We start from the raw sequence: 25,959 nt of genomic DNA, 5'->3' as shown, positions 1-25,959 counted from the left end.
GAAATATCCCAATGCTTACTTAGAGGGAAAGTATATTTTTTTAACACAGTTGTAACTAAAATGGTTACAACTGTGTCGGCTATAAAATAATGACAAAAAGTGAAAGCTTATTGTAAGTGTATTTGTTCATAGTTACAGTAACAGAAAGGAGACAATTAACTTGAAACAATTAAAGTTCTATATAATTAGTGGTCTTTCACTTGTATTATTAATGGTTTGTAATATCGTTGAGAAACCGACAGCGAAAGTAGAAGAAGTAAAAAATACTGTTGCAACAAAATTAAACACAAAAGAAAAAATGGCAGAAATAGATGGACAAACGATATATTTTAAACAAATTGGTGAAGGGAAACCACCGCTGCTCATGCTTCATGGGTTTGGGGGTTCTTCTGATGGATTTGGTGATATTTATCCAGAATTAGCGAAAGATCATACGATTATTGCAGTGGATATTTTAGGGTTTGGACGTTCTTCTAAGCCGATGGATTTCCAGTATTCATTTCCTGCACAAGCAAATTTATATTATAAGTTAATGAAAAAACTAGGCTATGATAAGTTTGCGCTGCTCGGTCATTCCATGGGGGAGAGATTTCTCTTAATTTAACGTACTTATATCCTGAGGCGATTACGCACCTTATTTTAGCGGACTCGACAGGGATAGAATCTTTCCAGCAAAAAGAAGGTTTCCAAAAGCCAAAGTTATCAGTTGATGTAAATACGGTATCTACCATTACGGATTATGATAAAAATGAAGTGAAAAATAGACGGGATGATAAAGAACATTATAGTGAACTGACGAAAATGAGGGAGCGCCGCATTGCGATGGATGCAGATGAGATTAAGGTGCCGACGTTAATTATTTGGGGTAGAAATGATAAAAGCGTTCCGTGGAAAAATGGTGAAACGTATCATCAACTATTTAAAAATAGTACATTCCATATTATTGAAAAAGGTTATCATGCTCCGTTCCGTCAAGAGCCGGAAGAGTTTATGAAATATGTCCAAGCTTTTTTTGAAGAGCATGCTGTATCTATCAATGAATAGAATTTTATAATTATAAACCCGTTCCTTCTTTCATAATTAAGAAGATGATTCGAACGAAAGTTCTGCTATTTAGGGCAGAACTTTTTTATTTTGCTATCTTATGTATTTCACCCTGCATAAAAAAATATTTCTCAACATTTTATTTATTGAAAAATATTGAATATTCATCATAATACGAATATTATATTGTTATCGACAAAAAAAACGATAATTCGCAAACATCGGGGAGGAAATGCATTGAAAAAGAATAAGAAGTTAAAACCCTTGTCAGTATTAGCAACAGCGGCAGTGCTAAGTAGTACTTTTGCTTTTGGAAGTCATGCAGCGTATGCTGAGACACCAACATCATCTCTACCAATAGATGAGCATTTAATACCGGAGGAGCGTTTGGCAGAAGCGCTAAAACAACGGGGAGTAATTGATCAATCTGCATCACAAGCTGAGACATCAAAGGCTGTTGAAAAGTATGTTGAGAAAAAGAAAGGGGAAAACCCTGGGAAAGAAGTAATTGCAGGGGATAGTCTTACGCAAGAAGCTTCTGATTTTATGAAAAAAGTAAAAGATGCAAAAATGAAGGAAAATGAACAGGCGCAGCAGCCAACAGCAGGACCAGTAGCTGGACAAGATGCAGGATTGAATCCTAGGAAATTAAATGGAAAAGTACCTACTACACCAGCGAAGCAAGAAGAGTACAATGGAACTGTTCGAAAAGATAAAGTGCTTGTTTTACTCGTAGAATTTAGCGATTTTAAACATAATAATATTGATCAAGCGCCAGGATATATGTATGCTAAGGACTTTAATCGTGAGCATTATCAAAAAATGTTATTTGGTGATGAGCCATTTACGCTATTTGATGGGTCAAAAATTAATACATTCAAGCAATATTATGAAGAGCAATCAGGTGGTAGCTACACAGTTGATGGAACTGTAACGGAGTGGCTTACTGTTCCAGGAAAAGCTTCTGATTATGGTGCAGATGCTGGAACTGGTCATGATAATAAAGGGCCTTTAGGGCCGCGTGATTTTGTGAAGGAAGCATTAAAAGCAGCAGTAGAAAAAGGGATAAATTTAGCTGATTTTGACCAGTTTGATCAGTACGATCAAGATGGTGACGGAAATAAAAATGAGTCAGACGGCATTATTGATCATTTAATGGTTGTTCATGCGGGAGTAGGACAAGAAGCTGGTGGCGGTAAATTGAAAGACGATGCGATTTGGTCTCACCGTTCAAAACTTGGATCAAAACCATATGCAATTGATGGAACAAAAGCTTCTGTTCCGAATTGGGGCGGAAAGATGGCTGCATACGATTATACAATCGAGCCTGAAGATGGAGCGGTTGGTGTGTTTGCCCATGAGTACGGTCATGATTTAGGTTTACCGGATGAGTACGATACAAAGTACACTGGACAAGGTGAACCAGTTGAATCTTGGTCTATTATGAGCGGCGGCAGCTGGGCTGGAAAGATTGCAGGAACAGAGCCAACAAGTTTTTCACCACAAAATAAAGAGTTTTTCCAAAAGAATATGAAGGGTAACTGGGCGAATATCGTTGAGGTAGATTATGATAAACTTCGCACGGGAATCGGTGCTGCAACATATTTAGACCAAAGTGTTACGAAATCAAACCGACCAGGAATCGTTCGCGTTAATTTGCCGGACAAAGATATAAAAAATATCGAATCGGCATTTGGCAAGAAGTTTTATTACAGTACAAAAGGAAATGACATTTATACAACACTTGAGACACCAGTATTTGATTTAACAAATGCAACGAATGCTAAGTTTGATTATAAGGCATTCTATGAGCTTGAAGCGAAGTATGATTTCCTTGACGTGTACGCTATTGCAGAAGATGGAACGAAGACACGCATTGATAGAATGGGTGAAAAAGATGTAAAAGGCGGTATGGATACAACTGATGGTAAGTGGGTTGATAAATCATACGATTTAAGCCAATTCAAAGGGAAAAAAGTAAAATTACAGTTTGAATATTTAACAGATATTGCAGTAGCTTATAAAGGATTTGCTTTAGACAATGCAAGCTTAACTGTCGATGGTAAAGTTGCTTTTTCTGATGATGCAGAAGGACAACCAGCAATGACGTTAAAAGGATTTACTGTGTCTAACGGATTTGAACAGAAAAAACATAACTATTATGTAGAGTGGAGAAATTACGCTGGTTCTGACATGGCGTTACAACATGCGCGTGGCCCAGTATTTAATACAGGAATGGTTGTATGGTATGCGGATCAAAGCTTTACAGATAACTGGGTAGGCGTTCATCCAGGTGAAGGATTCTTAGGCGTAGTAGATTCTCATCCAGAGGCAATCGTAGGTACATTAAACGGACAACCGACTGTGAAAAGCAGTACGCGTTATCAAATTGCAGATGCTGCATTCTCATTTGATCAAACGCCAGCATGGAAAGTAGATTCACCAGCTCGCGGTATCTTTGATTATAAAGGATTACCAGGCGTTGCGAAATTCGATGATTCTAAGCAGTATATCAACAGCATGATTCCAGATGCAGGACGTAAGTTGCCGAAACTAGGATTAAAGTTTGAAGTAGTAGGCCAAGCAGAAGACAAGTCTGCAGGTGCAGTTTGGATTCATCGATAGAATTTTAAAGACAGTACTTCTATCTACGGTGATTGTAGATGGGAGTACTGCTTTACTTGTTTGAAAAAGAAATTGTCATAACTCTTGTCCTACCCTCATACAGTGAAACTAACAAGGCTTGTCTTAGGAAGGGAAGGAAATCAAGTGGAAACTTTACCATGGTGGATCTATCTTGTTATTATCGGGATTGTCGTAAGTGGCTACATGGTTTTATATACTTCAAAAAAAGAGCAAGAGATGGATAATGAGTTTATTGAAAAAGAAGGCGAAGTATATATGAAGCGCTTAGAGGAAGAACGAGAGCGACGTAATCAAGAGAGTGATAAGGATTCTGTATTGCTTTAATCCTAGTAAAGAGTGAGTAACTAATCGGTTATTCACTCTTTTTTTGCGCCATCATTATATTGGCGATTTTTAAAATATATCGATCGTTTCTCTTCATATATCGGCGCTTCGACATAGGATATCGACCGTTCGACAAAATCTGGCAGCAAGAGACCTAAAAGTTTCTCCTACCATCTTTTCTTTTCGCTTAAATTGTGTACTATAAAAGGTAGGATGACGTAAAGAAGGGGAATTTTTGAATGGAATTTCATGAACAAAATATTTTGCCAGCTGTTCGGCAAATAAAAGACTTAGAAAAGTTACTATATAGTTCTTATGAGTATATTGTTATTTTAGACATTCATATCGGTCAATTGAAAAGTGTTGTGAAACTGGCGAAGCAGCATTGTAAAAAGGTATTTTTACATGTCGATTTAATTCACGGTTTGCAAAGCGATGGCCATGCGACAGAGTTTTTATGCCAAGAGTATAAGCCATATGGACTATTGTCGACAAAGGCAAGTGTAATTATGAAGGCGAAGCAAAAGGGTGTTGTCTCGATTCAACGTATCTTTTTAATTGATTCGAGTGCGATGGAAAAGAGTTGTAACCTGTTAGAAAAAACAAAACCAGATTATATTGAGGTGCTTCCCGGAGCTTTAACAGGTGTGATTGCTGAGGTGAAAGAACGGACGGGCGTACCGATTTTAGCAGGCGGATTTATTCGTACGGTTGATGATGTAGAAAGAGCGTTATCCGCTGGTGCGACGGCGATTACAACGTCGAAAAAAGAACTCTGGAAACATTACCAAAAATAGAAAAAGCTTTCTTTTAGGCGGGAGAGAGGATCCGTTTGAGCATAGAAGCGGTCAGTACCTAATTTCGCCTTATGCTTTGTACAAACAAAGGGAGAAAGTGAGTGAAAGACCGCTTTTTCTCGTAACAGTGGCTTGTATGTTGAGAAAAATAAAAAGTGTCGAAAATGTGAAAAAAATGTATTGACACCGCTTTCATTTGAGGTTAACATTATAGATAAGTTAATAAACGTGACGGAGAAAAGAAGAGATCCACATTTCATTGTTTCTATATTTTTTATATAGAAGCATGCCAGGTGTGGATCTTTTTCTTTTGAAAAAAAACGAATGGCCATTCATTTTACCTCTATCACATTGGAATCATTTAAATTGATTGTGGAGGGATTTTATGTCAGCATTTTTAGGGGAGTTAATAGGGACAGCGTTGTTAATCGTTCTTGGTGGCGGCGTTTGTGCAGGCGTAAGTTTAAAGAAGTCGTTTGCTAAGGATTCTGGTTGGATTGTTATTACGATGGGCTGGGGCTTAGCGGTTGCCATCGCAGCATATGCAGTAGGATCAATTAGCGGGGCGCATTTAAATCCGGCAGTAACACTTGGACTTGCTTTTAAAGGAGCGCTTCCATGGAATGATGTACCAGGTTATATCGCAGCGCAAATGATTGGGGCAATCATCGGTGCAATTATCGTATATTTACATTACTTACCTCATTGGAAAGAAACAGAAGACCCAGGTACAAAATTAGGCGTTTTTGCAACAGGACCAGCAATTCCGAATACATTTGCAAACCTTTTAAGTGAAATGATTGGAACATTCGTTTTAGTATTTGGTATATTAGCAATTGGTGCAAATAAATTTGCGGATGGTTTAAATCCATTCATCGTAGGTTTCTTAATTGTAAGTATTGGTTTATCATTAGGTGGAACAACAGGTTATGCGATTAACCCAGCTCGTGATTTAGGACCTCGTATTGCACACTTCTTCTTACCGATTCCGGGTAAAGGTGGATCAAACTGGAAATATGCATGGATTCCGGTAGTAGGACCGATTTTAGGTGGATCACTTGCAGGTTTATTCCATCAAGTTGTATTTGAAGGAAAACAAAATGCAGCACTTATTTATGTGATAATTGCAACTGTGATTGTACTAGCAATCTCTTATATGACAAGTAAAAAGAGCCAAAATAATACAAATAGTAGAAAAGTAGCATAAGGGGGAACCGATTATGAAAAAATACATTCTTTCATTAGACCAAGGAACAACAAGCTCACGTGCAATCCTTTTTAATAAAGAAGGTAAAATTGTTCATTCAGCTCAAAAAGAATTTACACAACATTTTCCAAAGCCAGGTTGGGTAGAGCATAATGCACAAGAAATTTGGGGATCAATTTTAGCGGTTATTGCAACTTGTTTAAGTGAAGTGGACGTAAAGCCAGAGCAAATTGCTGGTATCGGGATTACAAACCAACGTGAAACAGCGGTTGTTTGGGATAAAGAAACTGGTAAACCAATCTATAACGCAATCGTATGGCAATCTCGTCAAACAGCTGAAATTTGTGAAGAGTTAAAAGAAAAAGGTTATAGCGAAATGGTTCGTGAAAAAACAGGTCTTTTAATTGATGCGTACTTCTCTGGTACGAAAGTAAAATGGATTTTAGATAACGTTGAAGGTGCAAGAGAAAAAGCAGAACGCGGCGAATTATTATTCGGTACAATTGATACATGGCTTGTATGGAAATTGTCTGGTGGTAAAGCGCACGTAACAGACTATTCAAACGCATCACGTACATTAATGTTTAATATTCACGACCTGCAGTGGGATGATGAGCTTCTAGACATGTTAGAAGTGCCGAAAAGCATGCTTCCAGAAGTACGTCAATCTTCTGAAGTATATGCCCATACAGTTGATTATCATTTCTTTAACCAAAATATACCAATCGCAGGTATCGCAGGTGACCAACAAGCAGCGTTATTTGGACAAGCTTGCTTCGGTGAAGGTATGGCGAAGAATACATACGGAACTGGTTGCTTCATGTTAATGAATACAGGTGAAAAAGCAGTTGCGTCTGAGCATGGCCTATTAACAACGATTGCATGGGGTTTAAATGGTAAAGTTGAATATGCATTAGAAGGAAGTATTTTCGTAGCAGGTTCTGCAATTCAATGGTTACGTGATGGCATGCGTATGTTTAAAGATGCAAGTGATAGCGAAGAATACGCATCTCGCGTTGAATCTACTGACGGTGTATATGTTGTTCCAGCATTCGTAGGACTAGGAACACCGTACTGGGATAGTGAAGTACGAGGAGCAGTATTTGGCGTAACGCGCGGAACAACGAAAGAACACTTTATCCGTGCAACGCTAGAATCATTAGCATACCAAACAAAAGATGTATTGTGTGCAATGGAAGCAGATTCAGGTATTGAACTGAAAACATTACGCGTTGATGGAGGAGCGGTTAAGAATAACTTCTTAATGCAATTCCAAAGTGATATGTTAGATGTTCCAGTAGAGCGTCCAGAAGTGAATGAAACAACGGCTTTAGGTGCAGCATATTTAGCAGGTCTTGCAGTTGGATATTGGGAAAACCAAGACGAAATTAAGGCGCAGTGGAATATGGACAAGCGCTTTGCACCAGCAATGGAAGCGGAAACAAGTGAAGAGCTATATGCTGGTTGGAAAAAGGCAATTGAAGCAACAAAAGCTTTTAAATAATTATAAACAGTGTTATAATGATGATAAGTTAATAATTCGGTAGGAGATTTGGAGAGACCACAACACGCTATAGAAGCGAATTCTATAGCGGAGTTTGTGGTCTCTTTTTTCGTTATCAAAGGGAGGAATTACCATGAAATTTTCAAGTGAACAACGTAAAGACGTATTAAACGGAGTAAATAAACAAGAGTTAGATGTGATCGTAATTGGTGGAGGTATTACTGGTTCTGGTATTGCATTAGATGGAGCAACACGCGGTTTATCAACAATTGTGTTTGAAATGCAAGACTTTGCAGCAGGTACATCAAGTCGTTCAACGAAGCTTGTACACGGTGGTTTACGTTATTTGAAACAACTTGAAGTGAAAATGGTAGCAGAAGTTGGGAAAGAGCGTGCGATCGTATATGAGAATGGTCCCCATGTAACAACACCAGAGTGGATGTTACTTCCGTTCCATAAAGGCGGTACATTCGGTTCATTCAGTACATCAATCGGTCTTCGTGTATACGACTTCCTAGCAGGTGTAAAACGAAGCGAGCGTAGGAAGATGTTTAGCCGCGAAGAAACAATGAAAAAAGAACCGCTTGTGAAACAAGAAGGACTAAAAGGCGGCGGTTATTACGTAGAGTATCGTACAGATGATGCTCGTTTAACAATCGAAGTTATGAAAGAAGCAATTGAACATGGTGCAAAAGCAGTCAACTATGCAAAAGTAGACGGTTTCTTATATAAAGATGGAAAAGTATGTGGTGTACGTGTCGTCGATTTATTAGATGGAGAAGTGTATGAAGTATACGGTAAGAAAATTGTAAACGCAGCTGGACCTTGGGTAGATACATTACGTGAAAAAGATAATTCAAAAAGAGGAAAAGTATTGCAATTATCTAAAGGTGTTCACTTAGTAATCGATCAAAAACGTTTCCCACTAGGGCAAGCGATCTACTTTGATACACCAGACAAGCGTATGGTCTTCGCAATTCCACGTGGCGGGAAAACATATGTAGGTACAACTGATACGTTCTATGATAAAGACGCAGCAGTACCACAAATGACAACAGAAGATCGCACATATATCATTAATGCGATTAACTATATGTTCCCGAGCGTAAAAATTACAGAAAAAGATATTGAATCAAGCTGGGCTGGTGTTCGCCCATTAATTTATGAAGAAGGTAAGAGCGCATCTGAAATTTCTCGTAAAGATGAAATTTGGACTTCTGAATCTGGTTTAATCACAATTGCGGGCGGAAAATTAACAGGGTATCGTAAAATGGCTGAAATGGTAGTAGATTATGTAACGTCATTATTACAAAAAGAAGGACATAGTGCGTATCCGAAAAGTGAAACGAAGCATATGCCAATCTCTGGTGGACATGTAAGTGGATCAAAACAATTCCCAACATTCGTTGCGAAAAAAGTACAAGAGGGAACAAAATATGGTTTAACAGCAAAGCAAGCAGAAGAGTTTGCGAAATTCTATGGATCTAACGTAGATATTCTCTTTAACTTAGCAAAACAACATAAAGCAGAAGCAAAAGAATATAACATGCCGTTAGACGTGCTTGTACCGCTTGTATACGCAATGGACTATGAAATGACAGCAAAACCAGTCGACTTCTTCGTACGCCGCAGAGGAGCTGTATTCTTTAACATTCACTGGGTATATGAGTGGAAAGAAGCAGTCGTTGCATATATGGCAGCGAAATTAGGCTGGAGTAAAGAAGAACAAATGAAATATACAGCTGAATTAGAGAAAGCATTAAGAGACGCTGTCGTGCCTGTAGATCAGCAAGAGCAAGCGGCAGCTCTTGCGTAAGTGTTTATTATACGTAGAATAGAAAGAAAAAGAGTTGTTCGATGGAACACCTCTTTTTCTCTCGCATTATTTACATTTTCCAAATATAAATGATTAATATACTCGTATTGACGATAAGAGCAAATATAGTCATAAAATCCGTTGAGTAACTTAACATAACGAAGAGTGAAAATAGTGCAGCAACAAGTGGAATGAACTTCTGTAAAGTAGTTACTTTTCCATTTTTGTGAAGCTGGTAAGATTTAAAAAAGATGAATAAGAAAACAACAGAGGTAAGTACTAATCCTGAATATCCCCAGCCATCCTCAATGAACCATGGTAAAGCTGCAACTCGTGATGTGAAAATAAATAAATTTAGTACGAGCATGCTAATCATTAAAGTATTTATAATAGTAATCGTGTTTGCTTTTTTCAATTGAATACCTCTCCAACATTTGATTTATTTTATATGTAAGTAGTTTCTGTTATAGCGTTAATTAGTGTGTAATTGATTTTTTTCTTTTACGTTTTCGTCTTTAAAATATGTAAAGTTTTTCTTTTCAGTTCTATACATATCTTCTTTTATGAGACCAGCTTTATATTGAACATCTAAAAACTGAAGCTCTTCATCCCAAATTTTGATATTTAGCTGAAGGCAATTTTCACGCTGCGTTGTTGTTAAATCATCTAGGTGTTTTGGTTCCTTATTTGGATCTTTTGTGTTATCAACACGAATTCCATAATTCAGTTCTAATTTCTCTAGTTGTTCATATAATTCATCTAATTGTTTTCTTTGTTTCATCACTAAATCAACTTCTAGTATTGTAATATCGGGATTGATTGTTTTGAAATGTGCTAGCTCTTCTTTATAGATTTCAGTTTTTGTACCTGTATTTGCAAATGCAATCGTTGATAACCCCATTACGATACCAATGGATAATGTTGCAATCATAATTTTTTTCATATCATTCAATTCCTTTCATTGTTTCATATCAATTTCATCTTTTTTACTGCGACAGTTTTGTCACTTCTGTAAATCTTTTTTCAATTTCATCTAACTCAAATGAACTACATACTCTACAGTCTTCAGCGTCTAAAATTCTATAATGCTGTGAAAGAATATTTTGTTGTATTTTATAACCGTTTAACTCCTTTATTTGTCGCCACCATACTTTTCCTCCTAAAGTCTTCGGGAAACTCATATCGTAATGTGAAAAAGCAATCATTTTAATAATTTCGTTCACATCATCACCAAATGTCATTTGGATCGTCTCACTATGTTCAAAAAGCGTTACAACACAAACTGCACCTGACCATGTGAGCGTGCGTCTACCTTTTTCGATTTCCACTAATGTTTTCTTTGATAAACCAATAATTTCAGCCATTTTATCCTGTGATAAATCACTTTCAACGCGAATGAGCTTTAATTTCGCATGAAAGAATGGAAATATTACTTATTCGGAGAAAGTAGGAAGAGAAGATAGTAAGGAGGGAGAAGAATGAGTTTAGCAAGTTATCTCGCATTAACGGACAGTAACACTCCCACCTCATAAAGTTTCACTTTATGAGGTGTCAACTGGTTGGGGAATTGAGATTTCGAAATATACGTACCAAAGGATTTGCACGGAATCAAAGGAGAAGCTAAACAGACTATGTGCAATAATGAATGAATATCTGGAATAAGTGGATTATTTTGAACTGTATAGTTGTTGGATTGGGGAAGAAGGTGAGATCACTCTTAAACTTAATAGCTTTGATATAGACAAGATTACTATTCCTGAAAAAACATTGGTGAGGTTTGAAAAATAAACCTTACTTTCCTAATTGCAATGTTAGTTGAAATAAAAACAATACTTTTTATGCTTTTTCATGATTTTTGGTTATAATAGCATACGGGTTAAGGGAAGATTTTTATCTTCCCTTGTGTTTTTATCTGCATCTAGCTTTTTGCTAGATGCTTTTTTAGCTCGTTTCCTAGACAGGATGGGAGCACAATGAATGCAAAATAAGCTGTCAGGGACGCCTGACAGCTTATTGTAATTAAATTATTTCTTCTCTTTTTCAGCTTTTGGAGTCTCAAAGGTATCTTTTAAATCTTTATCTTCAACCTTCACATCAGCTTTTTTAAGTTCTTTGTCTTGAAGCTCAGCCATGAATTGAGGATCTTGTTTTTTCTTCTCAACTAGGTCTTTTTTAATGTTTGCTTTTTCTTCTTCAAATGGTTTTTGTTCTTTAATATCAGTTACTTTGATGATATGGTAACCGAATTGTGATTTTACAGGTTCACTTACTTCATCTTTTTTCAATTTATATGCAGCATCTGTAAATTCTTTTACCATTTTACCAGGTCCGAAGTAGCCTAAGTCGCCGCCTTTTTCAGCAGAACCTTTATCTTCTGAGTATTGTTTTGCAAGTTCTTCAAAAGATTTACCTTGTCCAAGTTCTTCTTTTACTTTTTTCGCAGTTGCTTCATCTTTTACAAGGATGTGACTTGCTTTAATTTCAGGTTTATAATTCTCTTTTAATTCTTTGTCAGTGATACTGCTTTCAATAGCTTTGTCCATCGCTAATTCAGCGCGAACGCTTTCTTTAAATGAGTCTTTTGTAAAGCCTTGTTGTTTTAAAGCTGCGTCAAATTGATCGCCAAGTTGCTTTTTGTATTCATCAACTTTTTTGTCAACTTCTTTATCGTCGACTTTATGGTTTTTAACAAGTACTTTCTCAAGTACCATACCACGTAAAATTTGTTTACCAGCTCTGTCTTTCATTTTGTTGTAAAGGTCTTCTTTTGAAATGTCACCCGCTTTAGATGTAACGATTTTGTCAGATGATCCACATGCTGATAAGGCAATCAAACTTGTTGCTGCTAAGGCAAGCATAGCTTTCTTCATTCAATAAACACTCCTACTATTATGTATTTTTAATTTATCCCGCACAAATGGCAAGCGTCCTCATTTCAGATGATGCTTGTCCAAAAGAGCCCGATTAAGTCTCACTGGTTTCGCTTTCTTATAAAGTTAAAAGCCTGCTTAACAGGGCTTACCGAGGCTGAGGATAAAATCTAGCTGAAGGTAATTTTATTCTATAGTATAAGCAATATGTACAAAATTTAATATACCATATTTCGACGTCTTTTCCTATTGATAAAGAAAAATTACCCATTTGTTTATAAAGATTGTCAGATTGGGAATGAGTACCATATTGGGCGCGTGTAGCATATATAGGAAAGAGGAGAGGGGATGGGTGAATGAATTCATCACTTATTTTATTGGTTGTACTGTTTATTTTATTAGTCATTATAGGTATAATTTGCTTATAGAGGAAAAAATGAGGAAGGGGCTTTCCTTCCTCACTTTGCATGAAATATAATTTCTATATAACTAGAAATTAATAGAATGGTAATACATATATTAATAACCCGAAAAGCGCTCGTTTGTCGGCTCTCGGATAGTTGTTTCCGTACACACAGTGTATGTGTCAGGAAATTCGTGTAGAATAGAACAATAAGTGCAAATGTGACAAAAACAATTTCTATAAGAGTCACGAGGAGATACCTCCTTTTGGCCAAAATACATATACTTTTATATATTGTATCATACGATATTTTGTTCGTGTTATAAAATTCAGAAATAGAAGACCTTGTGTTAGAAAGTGAGGGGGAAAATGGACGTTGTAAAACGACTAGAGCAAGCTGAATATTATGTAGAACTTCTTTTCCAAATGATCGATGAAGATAAGTGTCCATTTTATTCTTTAATTATAAAGAATAAAGCTCGTAAAAAAGATATTGAACGTATACTGAATCTTTGTGAACAATTGAACGAACAATACATAGTAGAGAAACAAGAAGGCTTACTTTTGTTTGATGCTCTTTTGGAGCAGTTTGAAAAAGCGCTTCCACATCAGCTCGAAGTAAACGAGACTGCAGAAGCGCTACATAGACAGGGCTTATTTCAGCCAATTATGCAAGAATTTTTACGCATGACAGCGAAAAAATAATCAATATTATTTTTTAATTAATTTTTGATCGTGTTCCGTAAAATTTTCCTCAATATTTTCTAGTGATTTCTCAAAAATATCGATAAAATCTTGTCCATAAATATTTCTTAAAATCGCGATTAACTCGATATTTTCTGGGAACTTACCATAAAAATTGCGAAGTGCAAGAGCGCCATTAAAGACCGAATTATTTTCAGGGTCATACTCCTCCATTAATTGCAGCAGCAATGTTTCCCCTTTTTCTGTAATTTCAATATACGTATTTCGCTTATCATCTTCTTTTTTTGAAAATACAAGATAGCCGCGCTCTTCAAGTTTTTTGGAAAAGTTAAATGCAGTTGATACATGCATAACGCCAAACTTTGCAATCTCAGAAATAGAGGCCCCTTTTAAATGATAAGCAATGGATAAAATATGATGTTCGTTAATGTTTAAATCATATGGTTTAATCCACTGTTGCCAATCTTTTTCTACGCATTTCCATAATGCCTTCGATAATTGAGCAATGCGTTGACTGAAAATCATGGCTTCTTTTACCGAATAATCTTTTTCTCCACTTTTCATTTACTCACCCACTTTTACATTCTTATTCATTAGTATCTATTATGCCAGTAAAATAAAAATTAATAAAGTCTTTTTGTGAGAATTGTGAAAATTTTTAGGAAAAATTATATTCTTGTACGAATCATGCATAACTGTGGAAGCGTTTTAGGTGTCATAACTATATGTGTTATCTTCACGTAATAGAGGATAACATATATTGTAAATGCATAAAAACACGACATATCTATGTGATATGTCGCGGGAAGAGAAATAGTTATAAAAAATATTTGTTATATGCAAAAACTAAGAATGAAACATCGTTTACGCTTTTTCTGGAACTGCTTGTTGCAGTTTTTCAATTGATTTTTGAATGTCTAAAATCTCTTGTTCAATATGAAGCTTGTTTTGGGAAATATCTTGTTTCCATGTGGAAAACGTATCCTGCATATCGTCTTTCAATTCTTGAAAAACTTCTTTACCTTCTGAAGCTGTTTCAACAATTTGACGTTTTAATAATTTTGTATCAGCAGTAATATCAGCCAGCGTTTTTTTAATACCATTTCCTTTTTCTTTTAGTTTATTGCGCATATCTTTACCAGAAGAAGGAGTAGAAAAAAGAACGGCTAGTCCAGCGACAGCTCCGCCACAAATGATACCTGTTACAAAGGATTTAGCTTTTGACATAAAAGGAAACCTCCTTATTTTTTGTTCATATTCATGATGTATAAAACAATGCATATGCTTAAGACAAGGGGGGAGAAAAGTGAAACTTGTAACAACAATTTGTTTTATCGTAAGTCTTTTCTTTCTTGTACGTGCTATGCATTTATTGTTATTTATAAAGCAAAAAAGATCGTATCCTCCAGCATTTTGGGTTAAGAAACAAGCCATGCAGTACATTTCTTTTGGAGGAATAGGCTTGTTATGTACAATCGTATTTTATATGTTTCTGTAGTACGGTTTACAATTCGTACAAAATAGAGAGAATTCTTACCCTTATTTTACACTATTTGCAATGGTACTTGCGATGTTTTGTAAAGTTTCCGTCGTATATTCATTTTGGTGTGATTTCCAAACGGCGCCAAAACCATCGTTTTCACCGTAGCGTGGAATTAAGTGAAGGTGGAAGTGGAATACAGTTTGTCCAGCTTTTTCACCGTTGTTATTCAAAAGGTTAAAGCCGACTGAGTTAAATTCAGATTTAATCGCATTTGAGATTTTAGGAACGACAGAAAAAATATGTGATGCAATTTCTGGCGTTAAAGCAAAAATGTCTTGTTTATGTACCTTTGGAATGACAAGTGTATGCCCTTTTGTCACTTGGCTAATATCTAAAAATGCAAGCACATGTTCATCTTCATATACTTTTGAGCAAGGGATTTGTCCTTCAATAATTTTACAAAAAATACAATTATCCGCTGTATGATTCATTATTCTCATCCTTTCAAGTAGTCTTAGCCGTATTTTACCATATTTACATAGGAGAACAAACACGAAAAACAGGAAGCTGACTCAGCTTCCTGTTTTCTGAAGAGGGATTGAAAAAGCATTTTAATTTAATCTACCGTTCGCAGACACCTCATTTATTTAGGAAATATGTGACAATTCGGCTCGTATTCTGCCTTAGACACCCCATTTACAATGAAATGATAATCCTTTATGAAATGAACTTGTTTATTTTATAAAACAGTATATACTCTCCTCGAGACACCCCGTTTCTAAAATGAAACAAATTATCTGGTTTCGTGTAAATTTTCTTTGTCCATTATGGACACCCCATTTCATGATGATTTCGCTAAGCTATGTTCATCAACTTGGTGGCTGCTTTTTCAATGTGTTCCTTCTTCACTAATTATGATGTCCCGTTTCGGAAAAGGTATGCAAAGAAATTAAATTTCTTTTGAAGAAATTCGGTACTATGTAGTATCTTTTGTTTTTTGGTAAGATGGATATATACATTCTATAAAAAATACGCTTGCACAAGTGAATGAATAAGAAAGTGGTGTCATATGGGACAGTTATTACGTGTGGAAAATGTCACAGGAGGATATACGAAGCGGCCGGTGCTGCAAAACGTTTCATTTTCTGTTAATAAAGGTGAGCTTGTTGGTTTAATCGGTTTAAATGGTGCTGGTAAAAGTACAACGATTAAACATATTATCGGTTTAATGGAACCGAAAAAAGGTACGGTAACAATTAACGGAAAAACAATTCGAGAAGATATGACAGCGTATCGATCTAGTTTTTCTTTTATTCCTGAAACACCTGTATTATATGACGAGTTAACATTGGAAGAACATTTAAAGTTAACAGCGATGGCATATGGTATAGATGAGAAGCAATATGAAGAACGCGCACAACAATTATTAAAAGAATTTCGAATGACGAATCGTTTAAAATGGTTCCCAGCTCATTTTTCAAAAGGTATGAAGCAGAAAGTGATGATTATGAGTGCTTTTCTTGTTGAACCGTCACTTTATATTGTCGATGAACCTTTCGTTGGACTCGATCCATTAGCGATTCAATCATTACTCCAAATAATGGACAAGATGAAAAAGAGCGGTGCTGGTATTTTAATGAGTACCCATATTTTAGCGACAGCAGAACGTTACTGCGATTCCTTTATTATTTTACATCAAGGTGAAATTCGTGCGAAAGGAACGTTATCTGAGTTGCAATCACAATTTAACATGCCGGGTGCGACGCTAGATGATATTTATATTGCATTAACAAAGGAAGAAGATTATGAATAGCAGAGCATTGTGGAAAGAGCGATTCAGGCATTTTTTAAAAGAAGTTCGTACATATAGTAAATATGTTTTTAACGATCATTTAAAATTTATTTTCGTATTTATCATCGGTGCTGGTGCCTATTATTATCAGCAATGGCTACAAACATTGACCCCTTCATTTCCGGCCGCGCTTGTTATGGCGGTTTTACTTGGGTTTGTATTAACAGCAGGATCTATTCAAACGTTATTAAAAGAAGCGGATCTTGTGTATTTACTTCCAGTTGAAGAAAAATTAAAACCATACTTTACAAAAGCATTTCTCTTTACGTTTATGATTCAGCTATATGTGATAGCAATTGTAGCGGCCGCGCTTGCTCCGTTATATTTCCAACAAATGAAGCAAACAGGAGCGGTTTACATATGGGTTGTAGTAGCGCTTGTTTTAGTCAAAGCTTGGAATTTATTTGTAGCGTGGGAAAAATCATTTTTAACAGATCAAGGCATGCAGCGTGCAGATTGGTTCGTTCGCTTTATATGTAACGGATTATTTGTGTATTTCCTTGTCGAGCGTATCTCAGTAATTTATATAGGAGCGATTCTCTTTGTAATGGTTATATATCTTGCCTTCATGCATCAAAAAGTAAAAGGAAAACCGTTAAACTGGGAATACTTAATTGCAGAAGAAGGAAAGAAAATGATGCGCCTGTACCGCATTGCCAACATGTTTGTCGATGTACCAGCATTAAAAGAACGAGTGTCACGCCGGAAATGGCTTGATTTTGTACTTTCCATGATTGGTGAAAAACGTACATATTTATATTTGTATACACGTACATTTTTAAGATCAGGCAACTACTTTGGTTTATATATGCGCTTACTTGCTATTGGTGGTGTAATTCTTTACTTTATACCGTTTTTATATGGGCGTTTCATTGTGAGTATCGTATTTCTATACTTAATTGGTTATCAACTATTAAGCCTTTGGAAACATCATCGTTTAAAACTTTGGCTTGATTTATATCCAGTGACCGTAGAAGAAAAGAAAAAGGATTTTCTTTGTCTGTTAAATGCAATTTTATGTATAGGCAGTATCGTATTTACAATCATATTTGCTTTGGCAACAAAAGATATCATCATGACCTGTATTTTATTCGCCGCTAGCATAGCTTTTAGTATTGGTTTTGTCTATCAATACGGTGCAAAGCGCATTGAGCGTTTAAACTGAAAGGAATGAACTTATGACTGAATATGAAGGGAAGGTCATAAAAGAGTTGCAGCAGTGGAAACATACAATCATGAAAAATTCTTCTATGATGACCCGGTTTTCGAAAAAGGTACAAACGAAAGTGCAACAGCTTATTCCGGAAAAAGTGCAGAATGTATTAACGGAAACAATTAAAAAGATGGTGCAAGGTATTAGCGTCGGATCGAATTTTATAAAACCGAAGCTAAGAGAAACAGACTGGTCGCTCGAAAGAAGAGATGCAGAGGTTTTAAAGAAAATGGATGAGTATAAAAAGGTTGCGGCCGCAGAAGGTGCAGGAACGGGAGCGGGTGGTTTTCTCTTAGGCCTGGCAGATTTCCCGCTTTTACTCAGCATTAAAATGAAATTTTTATTTGATGCAGCGACTATGTATGGATTTGATACGAGCAAAGAAGAAGAGCGTTTCTTTATTCTCCATGTGTTTCAATTAGCTTTTTCAAGTGATGATCATCGCAAGGAAATATGGAAAGTAATTGAAACGTGGGACACACAAAAAGAAAATCATATTGACTGGGAGAAATTTCAGCAAGAATATCGCGATTATATCGATTTAGCGAAGATGCTGCAGCTTGTTCCGGTTATTGGTGCCCCGGTCGGAGCGTATGCAAATTATCAATTATTGCAACGGCTTGGAGAAGTGACGATGAATTGTTATCGTTTGCGGTTGCTTCAGCGGAAGGGAATATCAATTTAATATGTGGCTTTGAAATGAAATCCAGAAGTATCCCCCCTTTGGTTATGCTTACCAAAGGGGGTTTTTATGTCTAAAAGAAGAACATCTGAAGTTGAAAAGTGGATAAAACTCTAGTTTAAACAAATATAATTTCAACCATTCGAGCTGAACAAATGACTTCTATCTAGAAACACAGAGGAAAATTTATTAGAAATTTATTTTTATATTGTATCCTTTCAATATAATTTGAAAGGAGAATTCTATGAGAAAATTATTTAAAGTATTAAAGAATATATGTATTGTGTCGATTGCGGTTATCTTACTGGTGTTACTATCTGTTTTTATATACCATAATTATCAATTAAGTAAAGAATCGTCATTAATCAAAAGTGAGGGAACATTAGTTAATTTTAATAATAAAAAAATCAATGTATACAAGGAAGGGAGCGGTGAGGATACATATGTATTTATGTCTGGATCTGGGATAGCTGCTCCTGTTTATGAACTGAAAGGACTATATAGCAAGTTTTCAAAAGAAAACAAGATTGCGGTTATTGAAAGAGCTGGTTATGGATACAGTGAGGCTTTTCACGATGATAGAGATATTGATACGATGTTAGAACAAAGTAGAGAAGCGCTCATACAAAGTGGAAATAAACCGCCGTATGTATTAGTACCACACTCTATCTCAGGTATCGAAGCAATTTACTGGGCACAAAAGTATCCAAATGAAGTGAAGGGAATTATTGCTTTAGATATTGGTTTACCGAAGCAATACGTAACTCATAAAATGAACCTAGTGGATTCATTAAAAGTAAGAGGATTCAATCTGTTAACGAAAATGGGTGTACATCGTCTTTTTCCTTCTGTTACGTATAATCCCGAGGTGATCCGGCAATCTTTTTTAACTGAACATGAAAAAGAAATGTATAAAGCACTATCATATAAACAATTTTTTAATAATGATATGGAGCAAGAGCTTTTACAGAGTTACAATAATGGTAAAAAATCAGTTAACCTACCGATACCAAAAGAAACACCTATTTTATTTTTAGATGCGATCGCTAAACAAAATAAAAATTCGAAATATACAAAACAAAAAAACAAAGATTATGAGGAGTTTGCAGAGCAACTATTGATAGCAGATGTAATAAAAATTCAAGGTACGCACAGCATTTATTTATATGAGCCTGATGAGATATATAATCTTGCCATGAATTTTATCAATAAAAAAGTAGAAAAATAGTAAGAGATTCTTATTTTGAAAATGGAAGGTCTATGTGATGAAGGGATATAAAATTTTAATTGTTGAAGACGATTTAATGATTGGAGATTTATTACAAAAGATTTTGCAACGCGAAGGGTATTATGTATGTTGGAAGAAAGAAGGAAAAGAAGTTATTGATATCATCCACGAGATAGATTTAGTCATAATGGATATTATGTTGCCAGGTGAAGATGGCTATCAAATTACAAAGAAAATAAAAAATCTAGGATTAAATATTCCAATTATTTTTCTATCTGCTCGAAGTGATATGGACAGCAAACTCCAAGGTTTAACAATCGGAGAGGATTATATGATAAAGCCTTTTGATCCTAGAGAACTATTACTAAGAATGCAGAAAATGCTAGATAATCGATATGGTACTTTTACACAAATCAAACATTTATATATTGATGCTGAGCATAAAAAAGTTTTCAATCATAACTTACATAATGAAATTGAGTTTACTGCGATTGAGCGTAAAATATTCTTCTATTTATATGAAAATAGGAATCGTATTTTAACGAAAGAACATTTCTTTGATTATTTATGGCAACTCGAAGATAGAAATCAAAATATCGTGAATGTGCACATAAAAAAAGTAAGAACAAAAATCAATGATAACACGGGTGAAATTATTCAAAATATATATGGAGAAGGGTATAGATTAAATACCTATATAAAGAAATGAAATTAAAGAAAAAATACCAGTTATTGTTGTTTTCTGCTGTTATAAGCGTACCATTTTTATTACTATTGATTAGTATCTCTATGTCAGTCATTTATAATATTGCCTTTAAAACGAAAAATAATAATATTCCATTTCATGAATCTTTTGCATATCCTACTATGCTAGGCGTCTTTTTTTTATCGTTATTATTGTTAGCCTTTTTATTTTCGAAATCCATTAATTCACTATTAAATAAAATAAATATATTAAATAAAACTATTCGAAATTTAGCTAGTGATGAAAAGATCCCGAATAAATTAGATGTTAAAAACGACGATGAAATAGGGGAACTCATTAGGTCGGTAAATTTATTAATTGAAAGAACTACATATCGAGAATTAGAACTTAAACAGCAAGAGGAAATAAAAAAGGAACTTTTAAATAAATTAAGACATGATATTAATACTCCTTTAACAGCTGTTAGGTTACAATTATTCTATTTAGAAGGTCAATATAATGATCAAGCACCAATATTAGAATCGTTATATCAACAAATACAATATATTGCTGAATTAACCAATGAATTTAACTTACAATCCACTGATACATTAGAAAGCTCTTATGTTTTAAATCATGAGGTGAATATACACGATTTATTGGAAGATATGGTTAAAAAGTGGGACTATTTGTATAGTATTCATGATATTCAATTAATATATAATCCAATAAATAAAGATTTAATATGGACGAGTAACGATTTGTGGATTCAAAGGTTATTTGATAACATTTTCCAGAACACGTTAAAACATTCAAAAGCTAAAAAACTTGAGATAACCATTGAAAATCATGTTGTTTCTATTAAGGATAATGGAATTGGTTTCGATATGAATCGTAAAAGTGCGGGGCTAGGATTAAAAATCATTCAGGATATATCTAGAATGCTCGATATAAAATATACGTTACAATCAAATAAAAATGGGACTATATTTTACTTTACAACAAGTGAAAATAAAAAGAGAAAATGAGTGCAGGTCTTCTTTTGTTTTCATAGCCAAGATGTGGATATTTGGAATCGAAAATAGATAGAATCGGTTAATCGGTAGAGAGGAGCAGAGAGTATGAAGTTTCGAAAAGACTGGTGGCTAGGCCTCCTTGGGTTTATTGGTGTTTATAAATTGCCGAATGTAATTGATGCGTTTCAAGGTGACAAGGATTGGACAGCATTGATTGGGCTCATTTGGTTCATTTGGTTCGGGTATTTCATTCCGGAGAAGAAAGATGATGAAAAGAAAGAATTATAATAAAAACATTTCTATTTCCATGTAATTTTCTGTAAAATAGTAAAATGAGAGAATTCATATATTAGATTACTAAATTTGGAGTGATTAGATGCAGCCATTGGAAAATGAAATTCATCCTGATATGGTCAGAGTTTGGAAAGCTCGTGTTTTAATTGAACTAGGCATAAGTGTGTTAGTCATCCTTGCTTATCTCTTTTTCATGATTAAATTTAATTGGTGGGCTTGGCTGTTTTATGTACTTATTGGGTTGACGGTTGTGTATACACCGTTTGACTACTTTCTATTTCCGAAATTACGTCAGCGTTATTACAGCTATCGGTTAAATGAAGAAGAATTAGAAATTCAGCACGGAATGTTTACGGTTAAGCGTGTATTAGTTCCGATGATTCGTGTGCAACACGTTACAATTGAGCAAGGTCCAATTATGAGAAAATATGATTTAGCAGAATTACAAATTTCAACTGCCGCTACTTCTCATAGTATTCCAGGGTTAAAGATGAGAGAAGCGGAACAGCTGAAGCGCCAAATTGGAGAACTTGCGAAAGTGAGTGATGAGGATGTATAAGAGGCAGCATCCAATCACGATGTTATTGGAATTAAAAATAACAGACTTTATACCATTCATTGTTTTTCTGTTTAGTTTAAAAGGAAAATTTCCATTTTGGTATTTAGTACCGATCGGCTTCTTAGTGATTTCAGTCGTCTCGATTATTGTTGAATGGTACTATAAAGTATACTGGATAGAAAATAATGTACTACACATTAAACAAGGACTATTTGTGAAAAAAGAAAGTTACTTGAATAAAGAGCGCGTACAGACGATTAATACAAGTTCAAGTATGTTATATCAAATATTAGGTTTAACGAAGCTCAAAATTGAAACAGCTGGCGGTGGTGGTGAGCCTGAGGTTAGCTTAGCTGGTATTACAGCTGACGAAGCAAAAACATTAATTACAATGTTAACTGAATCGACAGAGAAACATACAGAAATAGAAGAGGATACGGTAAATGCTAGTTTGACAGAAGAAAATCGGACGGAATATAAGTTGACGTGGAAAGAGATTTTATTAGCATCCGTTACATCTGGTCAATTTGGTTTGTTGTTCTCTTTATTATTCTTTATTTACTCCCAAGTAGATGAATATATCCCGAAATGGATGAAAGAAAGAGTAGAAACATATGTGATGAATCATGATGTGTACGGTTGGATTTATATGGTTGCGGTCTTACTTGTTGTTTCTTGGATTGTATCCACATTTGGTTACGCCTTAAAGCATGCGAATTTTACAGTGCATCGGGAAAATGATGAAATTCGTATTTCACAAGGGCTTCTTGAGAGAAAAGAACTTGTGTTAAAGCTACATCGTATTCAAGGAATTACGATAAAAGAAGGGATATTCCGTCAACCATTTGGTTACTGCTCTGTGCATGTAGAAGTCATTCAAAATCATGAAAAAGGTGAGGAGAATGTTACACTCCATCCGGTCATTCGGAAAGACCGCGTTGCAGAATTGCTCGCTCATTTACAGTTGCCATATGAACTAAACTCTAATATTACAGCTTTGCCAAAAACGGCACTGCGCCGCTATTTGTTAGGGAGTTTTATTTTCTTTTGTATATTAGCAGTTCCGATTACAGGTGTAAGCATATACTTTGAAAAATATTTTGTAATTTGGGCGCTGTTACCTCTGTTTGGATTACTTATGTCACTTGGATATGCGACATTTCGTGCAGGTGGCTATAGAGTAGAAGGCGAGCAATTAACGATGGTGTATCGTAACATTGCTAAATACACAGGTTTAGTAAGAAGAAGACATGTACAATCAATCGAGAAAACGCAATCTTATTTTCAGCGTGGAGCGCATTTATGTTCGCAGACTTTCTCTAGTGCATCCACAAATTATAAATTAGAGCATACGCGTTTAGAAGATGCAGAGTGTATGTTAGATTGGTATAAGAATAAGTAGAAACCTAAATAGAAAAAAGACAAACCTTTTCTTTTTAGAGGGGGAATAGAGGATCTGGCCATGCGTAGAAGCGGTCAGATCCTTTTTTAGCCCCATGCCAAGTGAAAACAAAAGGAGAAAATGAGTGGAGATCTGCTTTTGTTTTCATAGCCGTAATTTGTATGTTGGAAATCAAAATTATATAAAATGAAAAACTGATAGAAAACCATTCTTTTTGGGTAGGAGAGAGGATTCGATCATGGATAGAAGCGGTCAGCTCTTTTTTTCTCCATGCCAAGTGAAACCAGAGAGAGAAAACGAGTGCAAGTTCATATTGTTTTTCATAGCAGCGAATTATATGTAAAAAAGGGGCTCATCAAGTTAAGGCAAATCATTACCCAAAAAACGAAAAAATACTATTCTTTCTGTATTAGGATAGAAAGTGTTGAATGATAATCATGTTGTTTCATTTGTTATGCGAATAACACAGCAGGATAGTTACATGAAACATGAAGGAATATTGGAATCAGTAATGAAATATTCAATGAATGGCAATCTCTATCTTCTTTCCAATCGTTTTTATGCAATATCGCATGAAAAATGATTGGAATTTTTGTTATAATATTATAATTGTACACTTCAAATCTTGTTGTTTAGTCGCTAATATTGTCTATGAAAATGAAAAACTTATAATATTGAATATTTATTTTAGTTTTGCAACGCCCTCACTGTTAATGCTTGATAGATAAATAGGTCAACAGAAGGGGAATATGAATTTATGAAACAAAACATCAAAATGTTAGCTATGGCAGTTGGTCTAACAGTTATGGGGTCAACAGTAGCTACTTATGCAAGTGCTGATACAGGATGGAAACAAACTGGATCGTTATGGAATTACTACAATGTAAACGGCATGAAGCAAACAGGTTGGCAGTCAATTAATGGAGCATGGTACTATTTCAACGGAAGTGGAACAATGCAAACAGGTTGGCAGTCAATTAATGGAGCATGGTACTACTTCAACGGAAGTGGAGCAATGCAAACAGATTGGCAGTCAATTAATGGAGCATGGTACTACTTCAACGGAAGTGGAGCAATGCAAACAAATTGGCAGTCAATTAATGGAGCATGGTACTACTTCAACGGAAGTGGAGCAATGCAAACAAATTGGCAGTCAATTAATGGAGCATGGTACTATTTCAACGGAAGTGGAACAATGCAAACAGGTTGGCAGTCAATTAATGGAGCATGGTACTACTTTGGTGGAAGCGGAGCGATGCAAACAGGTTGGCAGTCAATTAACGGAGCATGGTACTACTTTGGTGGAAGTGGAGTAATGCAAACAGGCTGGATCCAAGATAATGGGAAAAAGTATTACTTTGAAAGTAATGGTGTTTGGAATCCAAACGCTGCAAATGCAAATAACGTTTCACGACCTGACGGGCAACTATTAGACGCATTTCAAAATGAAATAAAAAAGCATATTAATAATCAAGAAGAAAATATAACAATGACATACACATCCAAAAACTCTAATATTAATGAAGTTATGGATACACTTGTTAAAGAATACGACAAGGCAGTCGAATCTAACGAATACTTAAGTTATAATATCGCAAATACACAATACTCTATCCGTGGTATTCCAGGAAATTACACGTTTACATTAAAGATTACATACCGTGAATCCAAAGAACAAACGAACTATGTAAAGACACAAGCGAAATCAATTATCAATTCCATTGTTCAAGCTGGTATGGATGAACACGAAAAAGTAAAAGCAATTCATGATTATGTTGTAAAACATGTCTCTTATGATACTTCTTTCCAAGCTTATACAGCGTATGAAGCTTTAGCAAACCGTTCTGCTGTTTGTCAAGGATATGCATTATTAACGTACCAATTGTTAAAAGAGGCTGGAATAGAAAATCATATTGTAACAGGAACTGGAAATGGACAACCACATGCTTGGAATCAAGTGAAAATTGAAGGGAAATGGTACCATCTTGATACAACTTTTGATGATCCAATTCCAGATGTGCAAGGACGAGTAATGTATTCATACTATAATTTGTCTGATGAACAAATCGCTAGAGATCATCAGTGGGATCGTAATAAATTTGCGGCAGCAACAACAAATTACACTAATGAATTAGCAAATAAAATCCAGTCAGGTAGCTCAAAATCATGGAAATACCAGGACATTTTAAAAGTCATCAAACGTTAAACTGTATCTTTTGGTACAAAAAC

At 35.3% G+C, this 25,959-nt stretch carries 29 protein-coding genes and 1 pseudogene; 20 read left to right on the top strand and 10 right to left on the bottom strand.

Annotated elements, in window-relative coordinates:
• Window positions 1-160: 160 nt before the first annotated feature.
• The 4 genes and pseudogenes from ACM6HU_RS06480 (at window position 161) to ACM6HU_RS06465 (ending at window position 4,811) form a co-directional block, all read left to right on the top strand.
• Window positions 161-1,044: pseudogene (locus ACM6HU_RS06480) on the top strand (alpha/beta fold hydrolase).
• A gap of 237 nt (window positions 1,045-1,281) precedes the next feature.
• Window positions 1,282-3,669: an immune inhibitor A domain-containing protein gene (locus ACM6HU_RS06475; protein ID WP_242227129.1), complete on the top strand. Its 2,388-nt coding sequence runs from the start codon at window positions 1,282-1,284 to the stop codon at window positions 3,667-3,669.
• Between the two features lie 144 nt (window positions 3,670-3,813).
• Complete coding sequence (locus ACM6HU_RS06470; RefSeq protein WP_016113651.1) at window positions 3,814-4,014, top strand: sporulation YhaL family protein; 201 nt, start codon at window positions 3,814-3,816, stop codon at window positions 4,012-4,014.
• Between the two features lie 239 nt (window positions 4,015-4,253).
• Window positions 4,254-4,811, top strand: coding sequence for a glycerol-3-phosphate responsive antiterminator (locus tag ACM6HU_RS06465; RefSeq protein WP_016132558.1), 558 nt, complete (start codon window positions 4,254-4,256; stop codon window positions 4,809-4,811).
• On the opposite strand, the gene ACM6HU_RS06460 is transcribed toward ACM6HU_RS06465, so the two are convergent.
• Window positions 4,799-5,143: a hypothetical protein gene (locus tag ACM6HU_RS06460; protein ID WP_016132559.1), complete on the bottom strand. Its 345-nt coding sequence runs from the start codon at window positions 5,141-5,143 to the stop codon at window positions 4,799-4,801. The genes ACM6HU_RS06465 and ACM6HU_RS06460 overlap by 13 nt on opposite strands.
• Before the next feature lie 53 nt (window positions 5,144-5,196).
• Between ACM6HU_RS06460 and glpF the strand changes: the two genes are divergently transcribed.
• The 3 genes from glpF to glpD all read left to right on the top strand — a co-directional run bounded on the left by glpF (window position 5,197) and on the right by glpD (window position 9,338).
• On the top strand, window positions 5,197-6,018 hold the full coding sequence (gene glpF / locus ACM6HU_RS06455; protein WP_016113653.1) for a glycerol uptake facilitator protein GlpF: 822 nt from the start codon (window positions 5,197-5,199) through the stop codon (window positions 6,016-6,018).
• Window positions 6,019-6,031: 13 nt separating this feature from the next.
• A complete protein-coding gene (gene glpK / locus ACM6HU_RS06450) occupies window positions 6,032-7,522 on the top strand; it encodes a glycerol kinase GlpK (protein ID WP_016113654.1) in 1,491 nt (496 codons plus the stop codon).
• 133 nt (window positions 7,523-7,655) lie between these two features.
• A complete protein-coding gene (gene glpD / locus ACM6HU_RS06445; protein WP_088094097.1) occupies window positions 7,656-9,338 on the top strand; it encodes an aerobic glycerol-3-phosphate dehydrogenase in 1,683 nt (560 codons plus the stop codon).
• A 70-nt stretch (window positions 9,339-9,408) separates the two neighbouring features.
• Here the strand turns inward: glpD and ACM6HU_RS06440 are convergent, their stop codons facing one another.
• From ACM6HU_RS06440 to prsA, 4 genes are all read right to left on the bottom strand, one after another.
• Window positions 9,409-9,753 (bottom strand): hypothetical protein, encoded by a 345-nt coding sequence (locus tag ACM6HU_RS06440; RefSeq protein ID WP_088094098.1) that lies wholly within the window; start codon window positions 9,751-9,753, stop codon window positions 9,409-9,411.
• A 57-nt stretch (window positions 9,754-9,810) separates the two neighbouring features.
• On the bottom strand, window positions 9,811-10,281 hold the full coding sequence (locus ACM6HU_RS06435) for a hypothetical protein (protein ID WP_016132562.1): 471 nt from the start codon (window positions 10,279-10,281) through the stop codon (window positions 9,811-9,813).
• A 43-nt stretch (window positions 10,282-10,324) separates the two neighbouring features.
• The gene (locus ACM6HU_RS06430; RefSeq protein WP_414848083.1) at window positions 10,325-10,768 is read right to left on the bottom strand and encodes a helix-turn-helix transcriptional regulator; all 444 of its coding nucleotides are present in this window, start codon (window positions 10,766-10,768) and stop codon (window positions 10,325-10,327) included.
• A 594-nt stretch (window positions 10,769-11,362) separates the two neighbouring features.
• Window positions 11,363-12,208, bottom strand: coding sequence for a peptidylprolyl isomerase PrsA (gene prsA / locus ACM6HU_RS06425; RefSeq protein ID WP_016113659.1), 846 nt, complete (start codon window positions 12,206-12,208; stop codon window positions 11,363-11,365).
• 356 nt (window positions 12,209-12,564) lie between these two features.
• Here prsA and ACM6HU_RS06420 point away from each other — a divergent pair, with 356 nt between their 5' ends.
• Window positions 12,565-12,636: a YjcZ family sporulation protein gene (locus tag ACM6HU_RS06420; RefSeq protein WP_224796251.1), complete on the top strand. Its 72-nt coding sequence runs from the start codon at window positions 12,565-12,567 to the stop codon at window positions 12,634-12,636.
• A 30-nt stretch (window positions 12,637-12,666) separates the two neighbouring features.
• Here ACM6HU_RS06420 and ACM6HU_RS06415 read toward each other — a convergent pair whose 3' ends face one another.
• On the bottom strand, window positions 12,667-12,861 hold the full coding sequence (locus ACM6HU_RS06415; RefSeq protein WP_016113660.1) for a hypothetical protein: 195 nt from the start codon (window positions 12,859-12,861) through the stop codon (window positions 12,667-12,669).
• 119 nt (window positions 12,862-12,980) lie between these two features.
• On the opposite strand from ACM6HU_RS06415, the gene ACM6HU_RS06410 reads away from it, so the two are divergent.
• The gene (locus ACM6HU_RS06410) at window positions 12,981-13,316 is read left to right on the top strand and encodes a DUF1878 family protein (RefSeq protein ID WP_016113661.1); all 336 of its coding nucleotides are present in this window, start codon (window positions 12,981-12,983) and stop codon (window positions 13,314-13,316) included.
• 6 nt (window positions 13,317-13,322) lie between these two features.
• On the opposite strand, the gene ACM6HU_RS06405 is transcribed toward ACM6HU_RS06410, so the two are convergent.
• Both ACM6HU_RS06405 and ACM6HU_RS06400 read right to left on the bottom strand, forming a co-directional pair.
• The gene (locus tag ACM6HU_RS06405; RefSeq protein ID WP_016113662.1) at window positions 13,323-13,880 is read right to left on the bottom strand and encodes an HTH-type transcriptional regulator Hpr; all 558 of its coding nucleotides are present in this window, start codon (window positions 13,878-13,880) and stop codon (window positions 13,323-13,325) included.
• Window positions 13,881-14,180: 300 nt separating this feature from the next.
• Complete coding sequence (locus ACM6HU_RS06400) at window positions 14,181-14,543, bottom strand: YtxH domain-containing protein (protein WP_016113663.1); 363 nt, start codon at window positions 14,541-14,543, stop codon at window positions 14,181-14,183.
• Between the two features lie 79 nt (window positions 14,544-14,622).
• Here ACM6HU_RS06400 and ACM6HU_RS06395 point away from each other — a divergent pair, with 79 nt between their 5' ends.
• Complete coding sequence (locus tag ACM6HU_RS06395) at window positions 14,623-14,814, top strand: hypothetical protein (RefSeq protein ID WP_016113664.1); 192 nt, start codon at window positions 14,623-14,625, stop codon at window positions 14,812-14,814.
• Window positions 14,815-14,855: 41 nt separating this feature from the next.
• Here ACM6HU_RS06395 and ACM6HU_RS06390 read toward each other — a convergent pair whose 3' ends face one another.
• Window positions 14,856-15,290: an HIT family protein gene (locus ACM6HU_RS06390; RefSeq protein ID WP_016131213.1), complete on the bottom strand. Its 435-nt coding sequence runs from the start codon at window positions 15,288-15,290 to the stop codon at window positions 14,856-14,858.
• Window positions 15,291-15,868: 578 nt separating this feature from the next.
• On the opposite strand from ACM6HU_RS06390, the gene ACM6HU_RS06385 reads away from it, so the two are divergent.
• The 9 genes from ACM6HU_RS06385 to ACM6HU_RS06345 all read left to right on the top strand — a co-directional run bounded on the left by ACM6HU_RS06385 (window position 15,869) and on the right by ACM6HU_RS06345 (window position 23,730).
• Window positions 15,869-16,612, top strand: a complete 744-nt coding sequence (locus tag ACM6HU_RS06385) for an ABC transporter ATP-binding protein (protein ID WP_016131214.1) — start codon at window positions 15,869-15,871, stop codon at window positions 16,610-16,612.
• Complete coding sequence (locus tag ACM6HU_RS06380) at window positions 16,605-17,816, top strand: ABC transporter permease (protein ID WP_016113667.1); 1,212 nt, start codon at window positions 16,605-16,607, stop codon at window positions 17,814-17,816. Before ACM6HU_RS06385 ends, ACM6HU_RS06380 begins: the two co-directional genes overlap by 8 nt.
• A 13-nt stretch (window positions 17,817-17,829) precedes the next feature.
• On the top strand, window positions 17,830-18,549 hold the full coding sequence (locus ACM6HU_RS06375; protein ID WP_016113668.1) for an EcsC family protein: 720 nt from the start codon (window positions 17,830-17,832) through the stop codon (window positions 18,547-18,549).
• Window positions 18,550-18,790: 241 nt separating this feature from the next.
• Window positions 18,791-19,774 carry an alpha/beta fold hydrolase gene (locus ACM6HU_RS06370; RefSeq protein WP_016131215.1) on the top strand — a complete coding sequence of 328 codons (984 nt, stop codon included), beginning with the start codon at window positions 18,791-18,793 and terminating at the stop codon, window positions 19,772-19,774.
• Between the two features lie 37 nt (window positions 19,775-19,811).
• Window positions 19,812-20,483: a response regulator transcription factor gene (locus tag ACM6HU_RS06365; RefSeq protein WP_016113670.1), complete on the top strand. Its 672-nt coding sequence runs from the start codon at window positions 19,812-19,814 to the stop codon at window positions 20,481-20,483.
• On the top strand, window positions 20,480-21,487 hold the full coding sequence (locus ACM6HU_RS06360) for an ATP-binding protein (protein ID WP_016113671.1): 1,008 nt from the start codon (window positions 20,480-20,482) through the stop codon (window positions 21,485-21,487). Before ACM6HU_RS06365 ends, ACM6HU_RS06360 begins: the two co-directional genes overlap by 4 nt.
• Before the next feature lie 93 nt (window positions 21,488-21,580).
• Window positions 21,581-21,763: a hypothetical protein gene (locus tag ACM6HU_RS06355; protein WP_016113672.1), complete on the top strand. Its 183-nt coding sequence runs from the start codon at window positions 21,581-21,583 to the stop codon at window positions 21,761-21,763.
• A gap of 88 nt (window positions 21,764-21,851) precedes the next feature.
• The gene (locus ACM6HU_RS06350; protein ID WP_016113673.1) at window positions 21,852-22,328 is read left to right on the top strand and encodes a PH domain-containing protein; all 477 of its coding nucleotides are present in this window, start codon (window positions 21,852-21,854) and stop codon (window positions 22,326-22,328) included.
• The gene (locus ACM6HU_RS06345) at window positions 22,321-23,730 is read left to right on the top strand and encodes a PH domain-containing protein (protein ID WP_016113674.1); all 1,410 of its coding nucleotides are present in this window, start codon (window positions 22,321-22,323) and stop codon (window positions 23,728-23,730) included. The genes ACM6HU_RS06350 and ACM6HU_RS06345 overlap by 8 nt, the downstream gene beginning before the upstream one ends.
• Before the next feature lie 34 nt (window positions 23,731-23,764).
• On the opposite strand, the gene ACM6HU_RS06340 is transcribed toward ACM6HU_RS06345, so the two are convergent.
• The gene (locus ACM6HU_RS06340; protein WP_077295604.1) at window positions 23,765-24,007 is read right to left on the bottom strand and encodes a hypothetical protein; all 243 of its coding nucleotides are present in this window, start codon (window positions 24,005-24,007) and stop codon (window positions 23,765-23,767) included.
• Between the two features lie 480 nt (window positions 24,008-24,487).
• Here ACM6HU_RS06340 and ACM6HU_RS06335 point away from each other — a divergent pair, with 480 nt between their 5' ends.
• Window positions 24,488-25,936, top strand: coding sequence for a transglutaminase domain-containing protein (locus tag ACM6HU_RS06335; protein WP_414848079.1), 1,449 nt, complete (start codon window positions 24,488-24,490; stop codon window positions 25,934-25,936).
• The last annotated feature ends 23 nt before the right edge of the window (window positions 25,937-25,959 follow it).

Source organism: Bacillus sp. IT-79MI2, assembly GCF_949768135.1.
GTDB classification, from domain to species: Bacteria; Bacillota; Bacilli; order Bacillales; family Bacillaceae_G; genus Bacillus_A; species Bacillus_A pseudomycoides.
This window is presented reverse-complemented; position numbering and strand designations above follow the sequence as displayed.